This window comes from Alteromonas sp. ABM1_013 (assembly GCF_056160505.1).
This window is the reverse complement of record NZ_JBSWXH010000007.1, coordinates 12,843-35,447: the sequence shown is the minus strand read 5'-3', so window position 1 is coordinate 35,447 and position 22,605 is coordinate 12,843. Positions and strand designations below refer to the sequence as shown.

The window sequence follows — 22,605 nt, the reverse complement described above, 5'->3', positions numbered from 1 at the left end:
CACAAAGCAAAATGAGACTTTGGTCTTAGCAGCATAAAACTAAGGTAGTAATAAAAAAGTTAGACTAAAAGTATTACGACTATAGTCTTATGCGACCAACGGCTTATTTAAATTTGCGATAATAAGTACACAATCAGCGATGTTAACGTTGAATTTACATTTATTTAACCACTTTTTTGGAACAGACACGATGAAAGCTAAAATAAAAAATACCGCTACCGCAGTAGCGCTGTGCCTAGCGGCAGCGGGCGGCACAGCACAAGCAGCAACAATCGGCGACACTAGTGTGAAATTCACGGGTTATATTAAAGTTGACGCTATGGTAAGCGACTATTCAGATGGCACCATTGCCTCTGGTAGCGTAGGTCGAGACTTTTATATACCTTCACTAACTCCCGTTGGTGGCGTTGACGAAGACCCACAGTTCGATGCACACATCAGAACATCTCGTTTCCGCTTTGCCACATCAACGCCTACCGCCGAAGGTGACACTATTAACGGTGTATTCGAGCTGGATTTTGTTGTGACTAGCGGCGGTGATGAGCGTATCAGTAACTCCTATACTCCACGAGTACGTCACGCATACTTAACTTACAAGAATTGGTTGGTGGGCCAAACATGGACGACCTTTATGGACGTAGGTTCGTTACCAGAATCACTTGACTTTATTGGTACTACCGACGGCATTACCTTTGGTCGTCAAGTCATGGTGAGATATACCAATGGCGGGTTTCAGATTGCACTAGAAAACCCTGAATCAACCATTACGCCGTTTGGTGGTGGTAGCAGGATAACAAGTGATGACAGTAGTGTTCCAGATTTAGTTGCCGCCTACACCACAAAGCAAGACTGGGGTTATGTAAAAGTCGCGGGCCTAGTTAGACAACTTTCTTATGATAATGCCGCAGGCATCGACGCTGACGAGACTAGCTTTGGCGTGTCGTTAACAGGTAAATATAACTTATCCAATGGCGATGATATTCGCTTCACGTTCAACACGGGTAAAGGTTTAGGCCGATACTCTGCACTGAACGCGGTAAATGGCGCAGTTCTTACTGAAAGTGGCGACTTGGAAGCCATTGACTCAACTGGGTATGGCATTGCGTATCGTCACAAGTGGAGCGAAAAAGCACGCAGCAGCATTATGTTCTCAGCGTTTGAAGCCGACAATGACGTAACGCTTACTGGCTTAAATACGACTGAAAGTACCTACAGCACACGTGTGAACTACTTGTACTCGCCAACGAAAGCGCTAACTGTTGGTGCTGAATATGCGTTCGCAAAACGCGAAATTGAAGCCGGTCTTGAAGGCGACATGAACCGCTTCCAAGTTTCAGCTAAATACGCGTTTTAATAAGTACGCAGCTTTACAAATTAGAACGGCGTTTCTGAGCTCGGAAACGCCGTTTTTTATTGACCGAATGGTTGCTAAATGCGTTTAATGCCTAGTTTATACCGGCCCGCACAGGTAGTGAGCGCGCTAACCTGTATTACACCATCAGAAACAATTAGTCCGCATTTACCTCTCTAGTGCAGTTTAAAACTGCCGGTACGCTTTTATATTGTCGTAAAAATAATTCCCAGTGGTACTGCAAAGAACAATCCACCCACGTAAGCTGCGCCGTACATCTTTCGTTCTGCAGCTAGGACAGATAGCTGGTAGGACAAATTAATAGGAATATTACGCAAAACAGGAACACCATAAATGAGTGTGACACCCAACACATTGTAGATAAGGTGTACCAGCGCTATCTGTAACGCAAAACCGCTGTTCACGCCCGCCACGCCTAACGCAGCAATAAGGGCGGTAATGCAAGTTCCAATATTTGCACCAAGAGTAAACGGGTAGATTTCACGGGCTTTTAGCACCCCTGCCCCCACTAAGGGCACCATGAGTGATGTGGTCGTGGATGATGACTGCACCAACACCGTCATTAAGGCGCCAGATGTGATGCCGGATATGGGCCCCTGCCCTATACTTTTGTGTAGTAAATCCTTCGCTTTTCCTACCATAAGGGACTTCATAATTTTTCCCATATAGGTAATAGAAACCATGATCAGCGCAATACCAATCAGAATTTTAGCGATACCTGGATAAACAGAAGGTAAAAACTCAAGGGACTGAGAAACCAAATTGGTTACTGGCTGTGTGGCCGCCTTTATTGGGTTGAATCCGCTTACGCCCAGCGCTTCTGGAGTATGAATAAGTGTTACAATCTGACCACTCAAATACTCTAAAATACCAAAGGCCATTTCTAGTGGAAGGAATATAAGTACGGAAAGAACATTGAAAAAATCATGAATAGTGGCTGCGTTAAAAGCGCGCTGAAATTCTTCTTTTTTAGCAACATGCCCTAGGCTTACCAAGGTATTGGTAATACTAGTACCAATATTCGCTCCCATCATCATGGGTACCGCGATGGTAATGGGTAAACCACCTGCAACCATACCAACAATAATTGAAGTTACCGTGCTTGAAGACTGAATTAACGCAGTCGAAACCATGCCAATTATAAGGCCCATTATTGGGTTTGATGCAAAATTAAAAAGCTCTCTAGCATGATCACCAGCGGCATATTTGAAACCACTTCCAATCATGCTCACCGCAAGTAACATGACATAAACAAGCAGTGCAAGAAGCAGCCATCGGTGCCAGTTATTGTTCTTTTCTACAGTGCTGGCTGATAGTATTTGTGGGTCAATCATTCAGATAACGAGTACGAGTTAAGACAGAAAAAACCATACTATTACGACCGTGTGACACAAAAATGACGGGATATACCCGCCATTCTTCATCAAATAAGCACTAGCTATTAGAAACCAAGAGGATACCTTCTAAATACATCGTGAATATCATTCAACGTCTCGCTTGAGAGCTCTATATCAAACGCATCAATGTTTTCTTTTAACTGAGGCATTGTTGTTGCCCCAATAATAGTAGACGTAACGCCAGGTACTTGCTGGCACCATGCTAACGCTAATTGCGAGGGCGTTATTCCTGCTTTTTCTGCAATCTTCACATACTCTGCAGTGGCAGCCTGGGCAGGCGCTTTATCTCTGAACAGTCCCATGCGCTGAGCTAGCGTCCACCTGCTACCTTCTGGTCTTGCGCCGTTTTGGTATTTGCCGCTTAGCATGCCTGTCGCTAATGGTGACCACGGTAAATATGCAATATTTTCTAGCTCACACATTTCGATTAAATACGGCCAGTCTTTTGCGTGCAGTAAACTGAACTCATTTTGGATAGATACGGGAAGGGGCATATCGAGCTCTTTGCAAAGGGTAAGAAAAATGTGAATGCCCCAAGGCGTATCATCCGACAGCCCCCAGTGTCTTATTTTTCCTTCGTCTAATGCCCGCTTAATTCCCAAAAGAATATCGCGCATACCCTCTATTTCTTTTTCGCGATTCGTTTTCGTGGGATCCGCGCCATCAGGCCAATGCTTTCCAAAATGTGGCGTTACCCTGTTCGGCCAATGTAGCTGGTAAACATCAATATATTCAGTATTTAAACGCTCTAGCGAATCAGTAAGCGCATTGCTAACTGCATCAGACGTAATGGGGCCAGCATTGCGGATATACTTCAATCCGCTGCCGGCAACTTTAGTCATCAATACAATATCTGAGCGCTTAGCGTCATTTCGCGAGAGCCAATTACCTATAATGCGCTCTGTATCGCCGTACGTATCGGCATTAGGAGGAACGGGATACATTTCCGCGGTATCTAAAAAGTTAACACCTTTATCGAGGGCGTAAGCTATTTGTTCATTTGCATCTTGCTGGGTATTTTGAATACCCCATGTCATTGTTCCTAAACAGATGTCTGACACCTGTAGGTCGCTACTTCCTAAGCGGTTAAACTTCATCTTTGCTTCTACCTTGGCTTATACCTTGTTTATGCAATAGTGAGTCGGCCGCTTTAGAAAATCTACCTACTTTTAGCTTTTAAATGAAAGCTATGAGGCTTTCTTATTGGCCAACTCGGCTTCGACGCTGGCGAGACGCGCCTCAATATCTCTTTTCGACTCGACCATTTCATTCGCCAGTTCTGCGAGTGACTTTAACTCTGCAAACCCTAACTTTCTGGTATCAATCGTTTGATACTGACGCTTGCAGCGATAAAAGAAAGTAAGAAAGTTAACAAATGCGCGATGAAATGTCGCAAAACTCTTGATCAGCACCAGAATTAATACGACAGACGTAAGCGCGGCAATACTTAAGCTATAAATACGCACCTGTGCTTCTTGTTGCTCGATCATGGGTTGCAGGGCGGCATCGACGCCTTTTAGCTGAGTTTCAACATTGTGAGCGCTTTGTCTAAATTCGCCACGAAGCCCTTCATTATGAGTTACGCCGTAGGTAGTAAATGCATCAACTAGCTGTAAAAGCGCTTCTCTATATTGAACCAAAGTGCCGCTCAGTAAAGCAGTACCGCTATATTCAGAAGCTAAACGCTCACTCAACGTCATCATTTGCCTTGCGTAAACCCCTTCTTGGTTTATCTGATAATTGCGCGTTGCCAGTTGAATACCAGTCAACAGTTCACTCGCTCGCGAGTCTTGAGCACGCAGCCCTTCGCTAAGGGTATTTTCTAACTCGGTTATGCGCGCTCTCAAACCATCGTTTTGGCTTAATCCAATCCGTTCTTGAAGCGATACTACCTGTCGAAATGTGCCGCTATAGGCTTCTATCGAAGATGACAGGCTTTCCACGTCAGCCACAGGCAATCTGTACTCATTGAACAAGGGAACCAGAGTTGTTAAGCGACCTTTAAATTCATAGCTCCGCTCAAGGAACTTGTCGTAATAAACGGTCTCGTGGCGCAGAAGAAAGTCTTTTTCATGTCGTCTCATTTGCAGCAGATCTTGCCCCATTCTTAACAACACATCACGCTGCTGGTGTAACCCTATAAGTCGTTGGGTAAAGTAGTGCTGGCTAACAACTAATACCCCCATACCGATAACGCAGACAAGGGTCATTAAAACTAGGCGAGATTTAATAGAATCGAACTTCATGACAAGCTCCTCTTGGGAGAAATTGCGCGCACCAGCTACATAAAAAAAAGCTAATAAACGCTGAAAACACATCAACATACGTCATCAATATAGATGTTTAACGCACGTTTTATTATTAAACCTTTGTAGCATTTTTGAACGTTTTGCTATTTAAAAAAGTCTTATAATTAGGGTGAAACCCCTATGTTCTGGCCCTTCTCAAAAAGTCACTATTGAGGCGTACCTTGCTGCGATGACGTAACCCGATACCAAAGCAAACCGCAGCCTTTAGAATTTGGAGAAGAATATGAAGAAGTTCGCCCTATCTACCTTAGCTGCTGCAATGCTGGCAAGTCCTTCGGCTCACACGCTAGCCGACGCTTACATTGGTTCTCAAATGGCCGATAAACTAGTGTCTCTATCCCCTACAGAATCATTGATGGCGGTTGTTACGTACGATCAAATGTCGCCTCTTGCTGAATCTCAAATTACTCAACTATTAAACTTGGGTATTACAGAAGGTATTCAGTTTAAAAACCTGCCAATTATTGGTGTAGTAGCCACCAAAGCTCAAATTGAAGCTATTGCACAATTTGACGGGGTACGCTCAGTATTCGCAAACCGTGAGATGAGCTTATACAACGCTGACGCGCGTGAAATAACGGGCGTTGCTGATATGCAGGGCGAAGCATTTGCATCGCGCAACAATGTCGAATTTACTGGTAAAGGTTCAACGGTTTTAGTCATTGACTCTGGTGTTGATGCTTCTCATCAAGACCACTTCTTTGGTGATACCGTGGTTGATAATGTGCAAGCGATTTTGAACCCAGGCGCATTGTCTATTGTTGGTATAACTGGCCCAACATTATCTAACCAAGTAAATACAGACTTAAACTCAGGCCACGGTACACATGTGACTGGCACTATCGCAGGTACTGGCGTTATGTCTGGCGGCAAGCACCGCGGCGCAGCACCTGATGCAGATATTATTGGTTATGGTTCGGGTGCAGCGGTAGTGCTACTTGATACCATCGGTGGTTTTGATTACGCGATAAGTAAGCAGTACACCTTTGACAACCCTATCAAAGTTATTAGCAACTCATGGGGTTCAAGCGGCAAGTATGAGCCACTTGGTCCTGTATCATTGGCCAGCTATAAAGCGCACACAATGGGTATGATTAGTGTCTTCGCTGCGGGTAACGATGGCCCAGGTGAAGATTCACATAACCCATACGCGCAAATTCCTTGGGGAATTTCTGTTGGTGCGGGCGATAAGTTTGGCAAACTTGCCGATTTTTCATCTCGTGGTCTTAAAGGCGAGTCTGGTGACTTTACTATGCCAGACGGCACAGATTGGACGTATACAAACGACGTAACCATTGTCGCTCCTGGTGTAGACATTATCTCTACTCGCGCTGTTTTAAATGCGGCAGCTAATGGCGGTGATGGTGATATTGGTGCGATAGAGCCGCAAAATATTCCTTTCTATACCATGATCTCTGGTACCTCTATGGCAACGCCACATGTATCGGGCATTATTGCGTTAATGCTAGAAGCAAACCCAAATCTTGATAACTTAACCATAAAGCGCTTGCTTCAAGAAACTGCTACTAATATGCCTGGCTACGAGCGCTGGGAAGTGGGTGCGGGTTATGTTAACGCGCGCTCTGCGGTTGCCGCGGCCCTTCTTGAAGACATGGATCATAAAGTTACGGTTAATAACCTAGATGGCAAAAGCTTCAAAGCAAATGCACTAGTGACCACCAGCGACCGTGTAGAAAACTTCGATGTTTTTTACTCTCCAGTAGGTGCGCCTGAAGTTATAGAGTTTGAAGTAGGAACAGAAGAAGTACTTGTTAAAGCGTCTGCCGATAGTTTCGCAAACTTAACCAAGCTTGTTCTTGTTGCGCCGGACGGCACTGAATATCGCGGTAACCTTACAACACCAGTGCTTACAACTACCATGCGTGTCGCTGCTCCTGCAATGCCGGGCACTTGGGGCGTATATGTCTATGGATTGACGTCACTGTCGGGTATTGAGGCCGACCCATTAGGTTTAACCAACGGCCCAGGTCTGCCTGAAACCTTCAACGTTACTGTCTCGTTTGAAAATAGTGGTGGCTTTGAAGGTATGGATGATGTTGAAGGTCACCCTCAGCAAAACGCCATTGAATTTGCTGTTAGCGAGCGTCTAATGGATGCCATTAACAGCCGTGGTTTCTCGCCAGATGCCCGCCTTAAACGTAAGGACTTTGCTCGCTATGCGGTAATGGGCGGTGCAGTAAGACAATACCGTGACCTGCTAAACGAAGAGCGCCCTAACATCGGCTCTGTACCTGGGTTTGATAAAGCGTTTGTAGAATCGGTCATGGTCAAAGGTGGTGCACTTAAAGATAAGCTTCGTACACAAGCGCCTGTCCTAAGAAGCGTAGGCGGCAGCGCCGACCCCTTCGCTAGCGTAACCAAGTTAGATATTGCTTATTCGCTGGTGCAAATGTTAGGTCTTGAAGAAGCAGCACTTAGCTTCGACCCCAATGCCGACATCGTTGTTGACTATAACGGCGAACAAATCATTTTAGAAGACCAAGACAACATTCCGGCTGATATGAAGGGATATGTGCAGTTAGCGCTAACCTTGTCTCTCATTAACGCTGAGTTTGGTGTAGAGCAAAGCCCATTTAGCATTGCGCCAACTATGACTGCGAGCTTCGCGCCAGATACAGTGATAACCAGAGCGCATTATGCTGTACTCGCTTCACGCTTTTTCACCCAATATTTTGAATAAAATCGCAAACCACTGAAAACGGTGCCATTATACTAATTGATAATGGCGCTATTTTAGGTTAAATTTTAACCAACACTGAAAGAGGTCATCCTATGATGTTTACTGCGATGAAATTCAGACAACTTACTACTGTTGTTGCCACCACTGCATTACTTCTGCTTTCAACCGCGCAAGCACAGGTAGTTACTCCTGCAACCCTAACTGTCGATGACAATAAGATCCAGGCGAAGCTTGCGCTTACCAGCTTAATCGAAGTTGATTTGACCGTTGAGTTTGAAAACAGCATTGGTCTTAATGCTAACACTATTGATATTACTGCAGAGTTGCTAGACCCAGCAGACTTAACGATTACAGACCGTCTGCCTTCAGCACTAACAAGTGCCGTTTCAGGCTTCCCTGTTCTTGTTTCTATTTCGCCGAAAACGGACGCAGGATTTGGCTTTGAAGGTTTAGCGACGGTTGAGCTTTACACCAAAGCCATTCATTACACCCCAACCATTCCATGGCGCTTGTTTACGTCGCATGACGGCGGGCAGTTTGAAGATATAACTGTACTTATGTCGTCTGGAAGTATTCGCGCGCGCGGTAGCACAGGTCAATTTTCCGATTTCATTATCTTGCTCGACAATCGTCCTTCAACTATTGTCATTAACGACAAAGTTGCCTCTTTAAGTACGACTGTTAATGGTAATCGCGACAAAATAGCACCACTGCTAGAAGCAGCTATTGATAGCGGAATAAATGACATTCAGTCAGCGCTGGCGATAAACGATGACGATGCAGCATTAACTGCGGTTGATAGCCTTATCACACTTGTTGATAGTGCTTCTGGAAGCCAGATTGCCGACGTCTGGCGGTCAAGTGGCGACGTAGTTAATGTGAAAGGTTTGCTTCTTACTCAACTGCAAACATTACGTTTTAGTTTAAGAACGCTGTAAATAGTCCTGTTGACCTTAAATCTACACTGTTTTTTAAACACAGCTACACGGGTTTACGGTCAACTTGGCTTCATGCCTATTCGGGCATGGTCGTAAGTTGCAAAAACAATAAAAATTCAGCGACAGTGACACGATGAGGGTGATGCTATGCCATTACAGTTTGCCTTTACAGAAAGCAACGGCAGCGTTAGTGAACACTTGCTTTTTGAGGGCCGTGAATATCAAGTCGGACGCGCCGATAATGCCGACATCGTTATTCCTCACCCTCAAATCTCACGTTCTCACATTGTTTTACGCGCCGCAAAATATGCTGACAACGACCATATTTGGCAGTTGAACGACACCAGTTCTACAGGGTGCTTCAGCAACGCAGGCATACCCGTAAAACATCTTACGCTAGATAAACCTCACGTTTTGCAACTTGGGCCGATTCCTTGTGAATTCACGCCTGTCGCATTTAACAATGTCGTTAAACTTGATAGCCAACGTGAATGGCGTAAGCAACAGCTAAAACGATATCAAAACCAACTACAGCACTGTAATAACAGTACTACACTTATTAACCTTGCCAGAGAGTGTCTAACTCAGTCGCTTGGGTGCGAACGCGCTTCGCTCATTCTGTTTGATAAAATAAATAACTATCAGCTTGGTGTAGGTTATGAAGATTGGATGCAGGGCGATGACTTTACAGGCAGCCGCACTATTATCAATCAATGTATGCAGACAAATGCCGTTCGCGCTATCGGTAATATTGTTTGCGACAACACGCTTAATAAGCAGCACAGTATAATAAACCACGGTATTCAGGCAGCCGTTTGTGTACCCGTATGTTTGGATGAAAAGCCTATTGGTGTTTTATATGCTGACTCTGTTTTAGGGCGACGTTACTTCACACAAACGGACATAGAATTTGCCACCTCCTTAGCAAATATGATTTCCACGCGTTTGTTATTCCACACAATAGAGCATAAACTTTCACTTATAAGCTAGAATAAAAGCAATAACGTTTAAGCCAGTCGACCATTTGTTATACCTATTGTAGACAGGCCTGCGTGGCGTAAACCCTATTTAAGTTGCTTCGTCACGTTAATTAGTGAAGTGTGGAGAAGGCTTTGAACAGGCCAGATGTATTCTCGTCGCAAAATAATTCCCTTAAAACTGAAGCCTTAGCTTTAGGGCCATCTATTGCGCCAAATTCACGCCTAGCTAACCGTTTTCTTATTGTAGAACAGTTAGGCTGTGGCGCTCAGGCTAATGTTTATAGTGCGCTCGACGAGCTGCTTGATGTGAAAGTGGCGCTAAAAGTGATAGAAGGTGGTGCTAGCGACCCGGTTAAAATGCAAACTATCCGCAATGAAGTCAATATTGCCAGACAGCTTCAACACCCCAATATCATTCGTGTACATGATGTTTTCTCTGACGGAGATACTGCATTCTTTACCATGGCTTTCATAGAAGGGGAGCCTCTTTATACGCGCCTTCAAAAACCTATCAGCAAAGCCGACTTCGATAAGTGGCAACAACAGCTCATTGAGTCCTTACTTGCATGTAAATCCATAGGTATTAAGCACGGCGATATAAAGCCAGACAACATCCTAATTGACCACAATGAAGATATTAAGCTTATCGACTTTGGCATTGGTCAAAGCGCGGCTTCGGGTGTCCAAACCAGCGGGCATCAACGCTACACAGCTCCTGAAGTTATTCAAACCGGAAAAGCAAGTGAGCATTCTGACACCTATAGCCTAGGTAAAGTGTTAGAAGACATGTTGGGCTGTGTTGAAAAAGAAGGCGTTGGCATTTCCCATTACTTGTGGTTGAAAAAGCGCAAAACCTGCATTGCTCAATTAACTCATCACTTACCGGCCAAGAGGCTTTCGCTGGAAGAAGCCTTTAGCGTTAATGGTAGAGCCCTCAGCGTTAAAGGTCATGCCCTTAGCGTTAATGGCAGTGCGACCGTGCCTAACAAAACCCTTGTTGGGTTTTCTATAATTGCTTTACTGGTATTAATTGGGAGTGCCAGTATTTTTTCCTTCACTTGGTATCAAAAAAGTCACCCCAAATTAGCGACAGATAGTCCTATTCAGCTTCTGGTATTGAATGACCCTCAATACCCGCTTTTAGAAACCATTAACACATTACTTCGTTACCCATTGTCTACCCACCCCAACATAGTGTTAGACAACAAAGAACAGACTCAAGCTTGGGTAAGCAATTTAGGGTTATCCCCCTTTACTAAGAATAATGATCGCACTGATTTAGCCGCTACACTTGCAGCTAATACTGTACTGCTTCTTGATGCTACGCCTACCAGTAATAGTACGTATTTGCTTCACGCAAGCTTACTCAGCATGCCTGCCAATACGCCTATTTTTACCGTGTCGCACAATGTGGATGCAAACACCCTTTCTGAGGATTTAGTGGAGTTTTCCAACAAGTTAATTCAGCAACTATTTGATGCTGTTGAAACTCAAGCCCCTCAACCACTCCCTGATTTACGTTATCTAGATGCGTTAGATTCAGCGTGGCAAAAGGGAGAAACGCTAAATAGTACAGATGCAGTCGACGCCATTACCGCGACAACCCCCGATTACCCCGGTGGGTGGGTAGCCACAGCCCGCAATAGGATGAATACTGGCGACTATGATGGTGCCAGACAGGCCCTGCAAACCTTAACCAGCCTTCCCGAATTAGCGCTATATTGGCGACTACAAAGTGAACTTCTACGGGCTGAACTTAATGAAGATTTAGCCCTTGCAAAACAATCGATAGATGCACTGGTTTCTCAATTTCCTAACCGACCAGAATTGCTATCAATGCGGGCCGACATATACCAGTGGGCGGGCGAAGATGCCAAAGCGATGGCCGACTACAAAGCCGCTTTAGCCCTTCGACCGAATAATGGACAACTGTGGTTTGAGCTGGCTCGTTTGCAGATTATTGACGGAGATATAGAAACGGCCACCAGCGATTCGTTAACACGCGCACTGGTGGCATTTCGACAAGCCAAAGATACACAAGGTGAAAGTTTAGTGCTGAATGCCTTTGGTATTGCCTACCTGCGAACGGCCGACAATGTAGCAGCGGCGCGTTATTTTAGGGATGCGCTGGCGCTGCGAGATGCGAAAACACAGCCTTCTCAGCGGGCCAAAACCTTAGCAAACTATGCTATCGCTACTTCACTCACAGGCGACTACACCACTGCTGAAGCGTCGCTAGAAGAAGCAGTAAAGCTGCTTCACGATTTAGGTGACTTAGCACAAGAAGCGCACGTAAACGACACCCTAGGCTTTATGTTTGAAGAACGAGGACAGTTTGCAAGAGCGTTAGATTACTACAAACGAGGCCTTGATATTCGTGTTCAAAACGATGACAAGGTACTTCAGCCCCAAAGCATGAGCAACGTGGCCTATATGCACTTTTTGATTGGTGATATCTCTCTTGCAGAAATATACTGGCAGCAGGCTAAGATGCTATTTGAAAGAAATGGTGATGAATCTCACCTACTTCGAACCCAGCAAAACCTTGCGCAATTGAGTCTAGTAAAAGGTGATAAAAACACCGCTTCAAGGCACTTAACAACTGTAGATAAAAACCTAGGTACTCAGCATAACCAAGAAAAAATGATAAATAATCTTCTGTTCAGCTATTTAAACTTTGCAAACGGAAATTTAGAAGAAGCCACACAACATGCTGCACAGGCAAAACGCTTAGCTCAGGAGTCTGAAGATAGCCGAGCAAAAACAGAAGTTTTGCTCTGGGAGGGTGAAATATGCTTGTTAACTGCAAACTGGTCATGCTTAGAGAAGCGTCTTGAGTCGGTATTGCCCACCATAAGCGAAGAACGTCACGAGCAATTCGCCGTTTATCAATGGTTAACGTTAGGGTTAAAGCATCATCAAGGTAACCTTAACGATGAAAGTGACGACATCTACAAAACGCTTCTAAATAACGACAATGTACCCGCGATCACCGAAACAAAGATTTTGCTCGATATGCAGCAGCGCCTATCTTTAGGAGCTACGAGCAGTATCATGGAAAAGCTTGGCACTCTTATTAAACCTACTTATTATCAACAATACTTGCAGTGGCTGTATATACAAGCGTCGTTAGGTGATGAAGCATCAGTTGAAAAGCTCAAGCAAAAGCTCGCGCTATACCCTTCCTATTGGCGCAATCACCTATACTATCGCGCTATTCCCGGCAAAGAAGATACCGTAAATAAGTTAACAACGCAGTGGCTGTCTCAACTACCTGAAAAACAAGCGGGTGACTACAGGAACGCCTATTTTGAGTGATTTAGCCAAAGAAATAGAGAGCATTAAGGCACTACAGGCAACACTTCAAGCGCGACTAGACGCTGATCAGGAAGTACTTCAGCAGCTTGCGAAACGCCTGTGGGCTCAACAAGAATCCGAAAAAGCTAAACTTTCTAGAGAGTTGCATGATGGTATAGGGCAGTTACTTACTGGGCTGACAAGACGACTGCAGGCGCTCTCATCTTCCTCGCCTGAAATAGAAGCACTACACAGTATCGCTGAAATGGCGCTAAATGACGTGAGGCAGCTATCACGCCTTATGAGCCCCACCATTTTAGACGACCTGGGCCTTAAACCCGCACTAAACTGGCTGTGTCGGAACCTGCTTAGTGGTGAAGATATGGCGTATAACACTGACATAAATCTACCCACAGATCTCTCGAAAGATATAAGCACCTTATTATTCAGAATTGCGCAAGAAACATTGGTAAATGCTATAAAGCACAGTGAAGCAACACACCTTACCCTGACGGTTTCTTACCACCATAACGTTATTCGTTTAGATATTCTTGATAATGGTGTAGGGTTTGATAGTAGAACAATAGAGCCTGGCATTGGTCTTTCAAGTATTCGCGATAGAGCCGAAGCGTTCAACGCTACGCTAGAAATAGATTCAGCTGTAGGGCAAGGCACAAGAACAACAGTAACGGTACCTGTATGACAATTCGAGTAGTGCTAGCCGACGATCATGTACTCATGCGTCAAGGCGTATCTCAAATGCTAAATGCAAACCCAGATATTGAAGTGGTCGGAGAATGTGATGACGGTGTTGAGCTTATTGCAGCGGTGCTAAAACTCTCCCCCGACGTTATTCTGATGGATATTTCTATGCCGCGCATGAGCGGGCTCGTTGCCATTGATAAAATATTGTCTCAGCGCAGTGATGCAAAGATACTTGTGCTGTCTATGCACAACGAAGTGGAATATATAGAGGCCATGCGCGACGCTGGCGCAAAGGGCTACATTTTAAAAGAGTCGTCTGGGGACAGCTTAGTCGATGCGATAAAAAAAGTGGCGGCCAACAAAACCTCTTTCCCCGACGAATTAACCCAGTCATCCACTGAGCAGTGTCAAAAGCACGTATCACCGCTGAGCGTTTTGACGCGAAGAGAGCGAGAAGTCTTTTTCTTAGTTGCCGCAGGCAACACCAGTAAGAAGATTGCTGAACTACTAGATATGAGTCTTAAAACCGCAGAAAATCACCGAAGCAACATTTATAAAAAGCTCAATTTAAGCAGTTCCGCAGAACTTATCAGAATGGCAGGAAAAGCAGGCTTGCTAGAGTAGCTGGAATTTGTTCGGAGCGTACAACTCTATTCTTTCCCCTTTTTACATATTAAGCGAATACTGATTGCAGTAGCTAAAACCCTCAGCACTAAACTTGCTTTAGTGAACTCTCCAAAAGCGAAATCCGTTAAGTAGAACACTACTCTATAGAACTTTTATACGTTAAAAAAGAGAGGGGCCTTGCTTCAGCTACCCCTCTCTAAAAATTACGCGAGGGCCGGTTGTAACATTCAAAACCCTCAGCAGCAGGGATGCTGCTGTGGAGCGCCCATGGATGGGTTTACCGCGTGTTTTGAATGTTACAACCGGCCCTCAACCCTAAGGACTAAAGTTCTGCGTATTGCGTAAGGATAAACGCCGCTTCGCCTCGTGATACGCCATCTTGTGGGTTAAAGAAGGCTTTAAGCGTAGGCTGTAGGTCAAATGGACCTTGCTCTACCTTCACTTCCACCTGCATTATCCCTGCAGCTAAAGCTTGTTGAACATAGCCGCGATACTCAGGTGCAATTGCATCTGTATCTTCAACTTCCACCGCTTCACCAAGCACGATAGCGATAACCTTTTCAGAGTCAAAGCTACTCGCGGCATCTTCAAGACCTAATGTTTGAACCATTGAGTACGCCATTTCTTCCTTACTTACCTCCATATTGCTACCAAAGAAGTCGCCGTCAACTTGCATCACCGGTTGCGTATTCATCTCTAAATCACCTAATACAGCGCCAGTTGCTGTTGCTGAATTTACGGCGGCAGCGTTTTCTGCACTCACATCAGTGAAGTTCACTGTATTACCATCGTTGGTTTGACGAAGATTAGCGCTAAGCGCTAGCGTATCAGCAAGTTCTACACGCGTTAACGGTGCATCTGGTGCAAAACCACTTTCTTTTGCGTCCATTAGCTCATTTGCGACTACGTATTCAATAAATGGTTTAGCAGGGTGACCTTCTGCATCATCAATTCCGGTATAGCCTGATGTAACTAACAAACGAATGTTCACGTCGTTGGTGCCAGGTATACCCACACCGTTTGTAACACCGAGTGGATCAACCGATACACCACTAATGCTGCCAATACCGCGGCTATATAGTTTCCATGTACCCGGCATACCCGGAGCAGCTGTACCAACAGAAGAACCTAAAACAGGTAGGCCAATGCCAGAACCGTAGGTATTTCCTGCCGGGTCTTCTAATACGAACGCTGTTGCCGTTTCAATTGACGCGCTCGCCACCACCATAGATACGTCAGACGTTACCTCAAACTCTTCTACTGGTGACTCACCAACAGGAAGATAAGTGGTAGGTAGCGTAAAGCTATCGCCTTCAGCAACGTTAGCAAATGCGTTAAACTCGCGATTCTTCTTCACTGTATCGCCAAATACTTCTTCACCGTCAAGCACTGCAGTTACCGCAGCATAAGCGTTAACGTAGCCTGCGCCCACTTCCCACTCATCCATGCCTGCCATCGGCGTTGCGGTTTCTTGAAGAATGCGTTTAACGTCTTCCCATTGAAGGTTTGGATTCGCTTCTAGCATAAGAGCAACAATACCTGACACATGCGGTGCTGCCATTGAAGTACCGCTAGATACGGTATAAAACGGTAAGTGCTGTGGCTCAATCATTTCCGCGTCGTCAGCTGCACTTAAACCGCCTAAGCTAGACAGTGATGCACGGGCAGATATGACGTCTACCCCAGGCGCCGTTACGGTAGGACGGTCTTCCCACGTGAACACTTCGCCATCAACAACTGCCTGCCCGCCCTTTCCGTCAACACCACGAGAACTAAAATCAGCTAGCTCGCCTTGTTTGTTGCCCGCAGCCACTGTAATTACCCAAGGTGCCTTTTTAAAATTACCGGTAATAGTTGATTCACCTGGACCTGAGTTACCCGCTGAGAACACGGTAATAATACCGCTGTCAGCCAATGCTTTAGTTACAACGTTGGTTGGGTCGTCTGGGTTGAAGTCTGTACCTACATCGCCTGTGTTACCGAATGAGTTAGAGATAACACGAATGTTGTAATCGAACTGGTGTGTTAACGCGTAGTCGAAGCCACCGATAGTATCTAAAATAAATAAAGCGGCACCCGAGCCATAACCAATGATGTCTGCACCTGGTGCTACACCTGCGTGTAAACCACCGCTCTTGGCGCCGTTACCGCCTACTGTGCCTGCTACGTGAGTACCGTGACCGCCTAGGATATCGGTGTTAGATACGTTTTCTTGGTATGTAATCGGTAAAATGCCGCTGTAGCTATTTAGATTAACCTGCGCTAAAACGTTTTGCACAACGTGATCAGGGAAAGCTAAATCACCGTGGGTACCGTCAACACCCGAGTCGTTTACCACTACACCAATGCCTTTACCTGATACTGGCATGCCGTTAATGCGAATATCGCGGTCAGCCTGTAGTGCCTGTACGCCGGTAATTTGGGTAGACTCATGGTTCTCTAATTCTAGTGGGTCGTTGTTCCACACTGACACAACGTCATCACGTTGATAAAGCGCTTCAACTTGCTGCTTGTTGGCTAACACACCAACAATTGGCACGTTACGCAGGCTAACACCACCAGTGATGCCTAACGATTCAAGTGCTGTAATTTGTTCTGTTGTGGCAGGTCCCTTACCTTCAAATGTAACAATAACTTGTTGTAGTTCTAGTGGCGAAGCAGCAAGTGCATCAGCCAAGGTTTTATCGAAAGTTTTTGCATTCACCATGCTCGCTGGTAGGGCACAAGCAATAGCAACTGATAATACTGTTTTGTTATTAAGGAACTTCATAATACACCTCTCTTTGAGTACCCCTTGAGTATTTAACAACCAAAGAAGCAAAACTATGGGGAGTTCCCCCTATTCGGTGTGATTTATAAAAGCGTTGAAAAATCAGAAATCTAAAAAGAAAAAAGCCCTCACAAATGGAGGGCTAAAAACACCAACTATCGAGAAACATTGATAGGTTGGAGGGAACGAACACAGTAAAAGAAATGAAACGCTTATTAAAATTAAAAATGCTTTACTGTTTGCGCTTCCTCAGTGAGGTAAACGCGAACAAAACTAACATTGCTGATGCGAAGGAAGCAGGTTCACTCACTTGCGTCGAGCCGTTATTGGAGCCACTACTCGGCTCGACAGTTTTAACCAATTGAAACAACCCGCCCGCACAGCGGTCGCTATTTTCAAAGAAAACACAAGTATCGGTTTGCCCTAGTCCAGCTAAACCTGAACTAATAGTAAACTCGTAAGGAACGCTTGAATCTTCAATGAAGAACTCAAAGCCTTCACTGCTTTCATCACCAAACACACCATCATCTAAATCAACTATCGCAAAGTCAGCAATGTCGGCTTCTAAAATATCGTAAGAGACGCCATCAAACTCTAGCTGAAAGAAAAACGATAGCCATGTATTCATATTAAATTGGGTTTCGTTTTCATCGAAGGTGATTTGCCCGATTAAGCTGGTTTCGTCAGCTTCGTCACCTAACACTAATCGAGTGAAATCATAAGTGATTACGCCAGCGAAAGAAGGCGCGGAAAAAAGAACGAACACTGCTGCAATTAATGACTTCATAGAATGGTTACCCATGTGATTTCGTAGGCTCAGTATCAAACCAACTGCTCGAAGTGCAAATAGGGATTTCCCCCTACATAGTGCCAATGGCTAATTAATTGTGAGAATATGCGATGCTTTGCTTTCTACCTAAGAACGCACTTTGATTAGGCGAAAGGGGTAGCGCTTTTTTGTCCGCCACAAGCATGACATGAGCAGCATTTCTAAAAGGTAGAACTCGACTTTTTCCATGTTTGAAGTTGACCGCAACCGCTCCGTCTTTTAAATGCGTAAGCGCTTGAGTATCAATACTGTTGCTTTGTGTTTGCGTCCAATAATCACCTTTTTGGATATTTGGGAAAAATGCGCTTTGTATAAAAGGGCCATTAGATTTAGTTGGAGTTTGAACTAAGGCAATCAACTCTTCTGCATTGGGCAGGCGCCAGTCAGATAAGTTACACACTTTCCGTTTAATTGCTTGCTGCTGAATATGCCTTGTATCGCACCCCGGCTTGTTGAAATAACAGCTCCCTCGCTCTTTCACTCCTTTATGCTGTTCTTCGTCGAACCAACTGTAGCTCCAATAACTGTCAAAAGGCGACTCGTCATCTCTTCCCACCAGCCAAGCAACTTCGAGCTTTCTGTCGTAAACACAATGCCAAGGGCCTTGTTCGTTTGAAATGGCATGGCCATGTGAGTTCAATTTTACAAATCGATACTCCGCTGTTTCTTTAGCAGCAAACATATCAGGCACGCTTTTGAAAAATTGATAAAGCACGGTAAACTGTGTACCAACGAGGACTATAGCGCAAAGGACAAAAAGCTTTTTTACGAATAAAAGCATAGCATTACCCTTACAATTCATAGCTAAGCCGCAAAGGCCTAACATGTCGGGTATGAGCAATTTGAGCGTGATCAAATGCGCTTACCCACAGACAAATTCCATCAGTTAAATTGATGTCTGTCTTTTCTGAAGCTTGCTTCTTTCGCACAATTTCAAGGTTCCAGTAACCGTTTGCATACCTTCCATAAGCACGCACGTCGGCCCGTCCCCCTTCAAGCTGATTAGAACGGTACAAAACGGAGTTGATCAAACTGCCTACTGGTAAATCATCCCGTTTGGGAGAATAAGCTTTGTAGTCAAACCAGCTAGCATAACCTTGAGATTCAAATGAAGGAGCGTTAGGAAGGCGTTTCGGGGTAACATTTTCGCTGCTGTACCATTTCCAGTTTAAGACATAGCTTCCCCCCATATCGCTGTCTTGCTGATAGCCAGCCGTGTACCTTTTTTCGCCTATAATAGGCGCTACGGGCCTGCCGATGTAACTATCGTCGACCAAGTACATCGCATTCGTTCTTACCGCTTTCCACTGCCACAAATCGACGACACCGTCGGATGTAAAGTGATAGCCCTTTTTATGTTTATTAGCAGGTAATTCAGAACGAGGCTGACTACCTAAATGGGCGGTAGCAGCTGCTGCTATATTGCAACTTTGAGAAAACAGTAGCGCAAGTTTATCTTCGTAAAACTCCTTCTCATCGAACTGCTCAAAACCATGACTTTTTACTTGCCAACCGTCATCGGTTTTTACCAAAGGAAGGTGAAGTAAACTTTCCGTAGGATCTTGCCAGCGAATAAAGAAATAAGTTTCAGTCTTATTGTGTAGCGTTTTAAGCGTAACGTCCGACGTCCCTTCATAAAAATTGGCACCAGCAAAAGTTTTTACTGTAACGCCAGGCGCCTTTTGCCAAGCACTCTCATTGGCTTTTCCATCAATTTTGATAAACACATCGTCGGCAACCACTTTAGATCGCAGAGTTGTAGGCGTAGATAATGTGAGCAAGTACAAACTACACGTTACCAATGCAGCCGCCCCTAAATAAAAATAGCCTCGCTTGAAAGTGAAAGGTTCGAAAATAATGTGGAGAAGGTAAGTTACCGGCTTTTGAAAGTAGTATCGCAAGGGGTGTAGCGCAATAAAAATAAGTAATCCTACCGCACTATAATAATGGATAAAGCGCACCACTAAGTGTGTGAGTTCAAAAAAGAATTGTGCCCCACCACTTACTACCGATACGCAAATAAGTGCAGAGCCTATTTGGTTAAATGTTTTTGGTACGGCCTTTTCTTTTCGTTGATTTAGCAGTGCGAAAAGCATTACCGGCATCATCAAAAGCAATAACAGCCCTGAAATCACGTGCCAAATATGCACAAGCCCTTCCGGTAACAGCCAATCAAAATAAAGCCAAAAGTCTCGATGCTGTGACGCAATACGAAAGCCGCTTAACAACTGGGTGAGCACGCAACAGCCTACTACAAGATGGCTAAATAAAAACAGTTTTTTGCGAGTCATTTTCGTACACAAATTTGCCGAATACTTATGCTGCACAATTATGAATTTTTTATGACTCCCCCATCAATAGGGTGTTACCCCCATATCTCATCGCCTCATTTTTTTATCCAATACGCACCAAACAAAACTAAGGTAACAGTCATATGATTATGCGTAGTTATAGAACGATTCTGGCACTGCTTTTATTGAGTTATGCGGGCACGGTAGTATCAGCTACTCATTTATACCGGTTAGCATGGGATAGCGACCCCGCACACGAGGCGATAGTAGGTTTTTCACCTAAGGGGGTTAGCCTTTCACCTTATGTTCTTTATGGAACGTCAACCGATGAAGACCAATGGCAACGGGTAGAAATTAGTCACAAAGCCAGTTTCTTTAGCCTTGAATCTTACTTTGTGCGGCTTACCCGTCTGCCTGCCGACAGTACGATTTACTTCAAGGTATGTGACTTTGATGGTTGTGATACTCCAATGTGGTTTAAAACTGCATCAACTGAACCTACCCCGTTTACAGCTATTGCAGGAGGCGACACACGCACGGGCTGGACGACGCGGCAGGAAGGCAACAAGCTAGTAGCGAAGATTCGCCCCTTGTTTGTTATGCACGGCGGTGACTTCACCAATGGCAATACCCCAATTGAAATGGCGGGTTTTCTTGATGACTGGCAGCTAACTTTTTCAAATGATGTGATAAACGGCAAAGCGTTTAAGCGAATTTATCCCATCATTCCCACTCACGGTAATCATGAAGACACCAACTATGCCACCTTATGTCAGGTGTTCGGTGTCGACTTTGTACGAGACAATTTTTGTGATGAACAAGACACCTACGGCGCGTTAACCGTTAATGCGTTGGCTAGGGTTTATACGCTCAACAGTCAGTACCAAGAAAGTGGATGGCAAGTGTATGCAACCCAGATGAATGATTGGCTTGCGTCAGACTTGCAGTTGAGCCAGCAAGCGCCCTTTTGGCGACTAGCCCAATACCACAAGCCCATCTTCCCTCATTTCGATGGAAAGTCATCGAATAAAGGCTTATTCCTGTGGTGGGCAGCGCTGTTTTACCAACACAATATGAACCTTGTCGTTGAGTCAGATACCCACATTAACAAATTGACCTATCCTATGGCGCCAGAGCAAAACGACATCGCCTTTCGTCGTTCAGACGAAGGCGGCACCGTTTATGTGGGTGAAGGCAGCTGGGGCGCTCCGGCCCGTTCTGCTAATCAGTCTTACCCTTGGACAATTGACCTTGCCAGTATTCAACAGTTTAAAGTGTTGAGCATTACTTCTAGTGAAATACAAGTGCGTACCGCTGAATTTGATGAAGAAGCCAGCACTCTTTCGATGGAGGAAAGAGAAAGGAACCCGTTAGCCTTGCCTGAAAATATTAAATGGTGGGTAGCCAATGACGTAGGCGCTGTTTTCACTCTAACTCAGAACGGCAAAGGTTTAACAACCTACTTACCGCCAAATCAAGAAAATCGACGGGCTTATACGCTTACTGCAAAGCACGATAGTTTTATCTCTAGTGCAAAACCTACGATGAACTACAATGCTTACCCTAGCGGTATGATGGTGGTTAATAACCATATTCAGTATGGTGAAACAAAAGCTCTGATGAGCTTTGATGCAAGTGACATAGCAAAATGTGCCACTCTCGATAGCGCTACCTTGTCTTTTCAATCTAACCCAAGCGAAACGAGTGCCGCTACCGGGTTAGCTAGCGAACTATTTCCCGTGTATCCGAACCCCACAGCACTTGGCATATCAACTGTTACGCCTAGCTTCAATGAAAACACTGTGAACTGGCATAGTGGGCACTCACTCTTTTCAAGCAGTACTTTTGCAAATGTTAACGTCATTGATGCAGGTAATAATATAACCCTTCCTTTAGACGAATCTACTATTCGAACACTGCAGCAGCAGTTTATAGAACACGGTGCGTTTGGGCTTGGAATTTCAACGAACCATCCTCTACAGCAACGCTTTATCGACGCTAGCGAAAACACCAAAGCACCTGTTTTACACGTGGCCTTTTCAGCTACCGAAGATTGCTTTTCAACGCCTAACAACCTTTTAACGCCGCCGCAGACCCTAACAAACTTGCACGCAAGCACGGGCGTTTTTGAAACCTATATTGTTGATGCTATTGAGCACGACAGAACCCTTTCCATTTATTTAGAGCGCGGTTTTGGCGATGCTGATTTGTATGTACAAATTGGCCAAAACGTCAGTTTTCGTAACTATGTATGTCGCTCTAATGGGGTAGACAATACGGAAAGCTGCATCATTGACGTACCGCGTGGAAGCGCCGTTTCTATTGGTATTCATGCTCGCTCTCAATACCAGGGGCTGAGTTTACGAATTACAGATAAATAACTCCGTAT

At 44.8% G+C, this 22,605-nt stretch carries 15 protein-coding genes; 8 read left to right on the top strand and 7 right to left on the bottom strand.

Annotation, left to right across the window (positions count from 1 at the left end):
* Positions 1-190 precede the first annotated feature (190 nt).
* Positions 191-1,354, top strand: a complete 1,164-nt coding sequence (locus ACXAGK_RS18780) for a DcaP family trimeric outer membrane transporter (protein WP_474804584.1) — start codon at positions 191-193, stop codon at positions 1,352-1,354.
* 203 nt (positions 1,355-1,557) lie between these two features.
* On the opposite strand, the gene ACXAGK_RS18775 is transcribed toward ACXAGK_RS18780, so the two are convergent.
* From ACXAGK_RS18775 to ACXAGK_RS18765, 3 genes are all read right to left on the bottom strand, one after another.
* Positions 1,558-2,706 carry a Na/Pi symporter gene (locus ACXAGK_RS18775; RefSeq protein ID WP_474857409.1) on the bottom strand — a complete coding sequence of 383 codons (1,149 nt, stop codon included), beginning with the start codon at positions 2,704-2,706 and terminating at the stop codon, positions 1,558-1,560.
* Positions 2,707-2,813: 107 nt separating this feature from the next.
* The gene (locus tag ACXAGK_RS18770) at positions 2,814-3,866 is read right to left on the bottom strand and encodes an aldo/keto reductase (protein WP_474857408.1); all 1,053 of its coding nucleotides are present in this window, start codon (positions 3,864-3,866) and stop codon (positions 2,814-2,816) included.
* A gap of 90 nt (positions 3,867-3,956) precedes the next feature.
* A complete protein-coding gene (locus tag ACXAGK_RS18765) occupies positions 3,957-5,015 on the bottom strand; it encodes a chemotaxis protein (protein ID WP_474857407.1) in 1,059 nt (352 codons plus the stop codon).
* A gap of 286 nt (positions 5,016-5,301) precedes the next feature.
* On the opposite strand from ACXAGK_RS18765, the gene ACXAGK_RS18760 reads away from it, so the two are divergent.
* The 6 genes from ACXAGK_RS18760 (at position 5,302) to ACXAGK_RS18735 (ending at position 14,323) form a co-directional block, all read left to right on the top strand.
* Complete coding sequence (locus ACXAGK_RS18760; protein ID WP_474857406.1) at positions 5,302-7,779, top strand: S8 family peptidase; 2,478 nt, start codon at positions 5,302-5,304, stop codon at positions 7,777-7,779.
* 92 nt (positions 7,780-7,871) lie between these two features.
* Entirely contained in the window at positions 7,872-8,717 is an 846-nt protein-coding gene (locus tag ACXAGK_RS18755) for a DUF6689 family protein (protein WP_474857405.1), read from the top strand.
* Between the two features lie 147 nt (positions 8,718-8,864).
* Positions 8,865-9,707, top strand: coding sequence for a GAF domain-containing protein (locus tag ACXAGK_RS18750; protein WP_474857404.1), 843 nt, complete (start codon positions 8,865-8,867; stop codon positions 9,705-9,707).
* 122 nt (positions 9,708-9,829) lie between these two features.
* A complete protein-coding gene (locus ACXAGK_RS18745; protein ID WP_474857403.1) occupies positions 9,830-13,015 on the top strand; it encodes a protein kinase domain-containing protein in 3,186 nt (1,061 codons plus the stop codon).
* A complete protein-coding gene (locus ACXAGK_RS18740) occupies positions 13,008-13,697 on the top strand; it encodes a sensor histidine kinase (RefSeq protein ID WP_474857402.1) in 690 nt (229 codons plus the stop codon). Before ACXAGK_RS18745 ends, ACXAGK_RS18740 begins: the two co-directional genes overlap by 8 nt.
* Entirely contained in the window at positions 13,694-14,323 is a 630-nt protein-coding gene (locus ACXAGK_RS18735; RefSeq protein WP_474804562.1) for a response regulator, read from the top strand. Before ACXAGK_RS18740 ends, ACXAGK_RS18735 begins: the two co-directional genes overlap by 4 nt.
* 325 nt (positions 14,324-14,648) lie before the next feature.
* Here the strand turns inward: ACXAGK_RS18735 and ACXAGK_RS18730 are convergent, their stop codons facing one another.
* The 4 genes from ACXAGK_RS18730 to ACXAGK_RS18715 form a co-directional block, all read right to left on the bottom strand.
* Positions 14,649-17,096: a S8 family serine peptidase gene (locus tag ACXAGK_RS18730; protein WP_474857401.1), complete on the bottom strand. Its 2,448-nt coding sequence runs from the start codon at positions 17,094-17,096 to the stop codon at positions 14,649-14,651.
* A 232-nt stretch (positions 17,097-17,328) separates the two neighbouring features.
* A complete protein-coding gene (locus tag ACXAGK_RS18725; RefSeq protein WP_474857400.1) occupies positions 17,329-17,883 on the bottom strand; it encodes a hypothetical protein in 555 nt (184 codons plus the stop codon).
* 94 nt (positions 17,884-17,977) lie between these two features.
* Complete coding sequence (locus ACXAGK_RS18720; RefSeq protein WP_474857399.1) at positions 17,978-18,706, bottom strand: Lcl C-terminal domain-containing protein; 729 nt, start codon at positions 18,704-18,706, stop codon at positions 17,978-17,980.
* A 10-nt stretch (positions 18,707-18,716) separates the two neighbouring features.
* Positions 18,717-20,216, bottom strand: a complete 1,500-nt coding sequence (locus tag ACXAGK_RS18715) for an ethylbenzene dehydrogenase-related protein (RefSeq protein ID WP_474804554.1) — start codon at positions 20,214-20,216, stop codon at positions 18,717-18,719.
* Between the two features lie 143 nt (positions 20,217-20,359).
* Between ACXAGK_RS18715 and ACXAGK_RS18710 the strand changes: the two genes are divergently transcribed.
* Complete coding sequence (locus tag ACXAGK_RS18710) at positions 20,360-22,597, top strand: DNRLRE domain-containing protein (RefSeq protein WP_474857398.1); 2,238 nt, start codon at positions 20,360-20,362, stop codon at positions 22,595-22,597.
* Positions 22,598-22,605 lie beyond the last annotated feature (8 nt).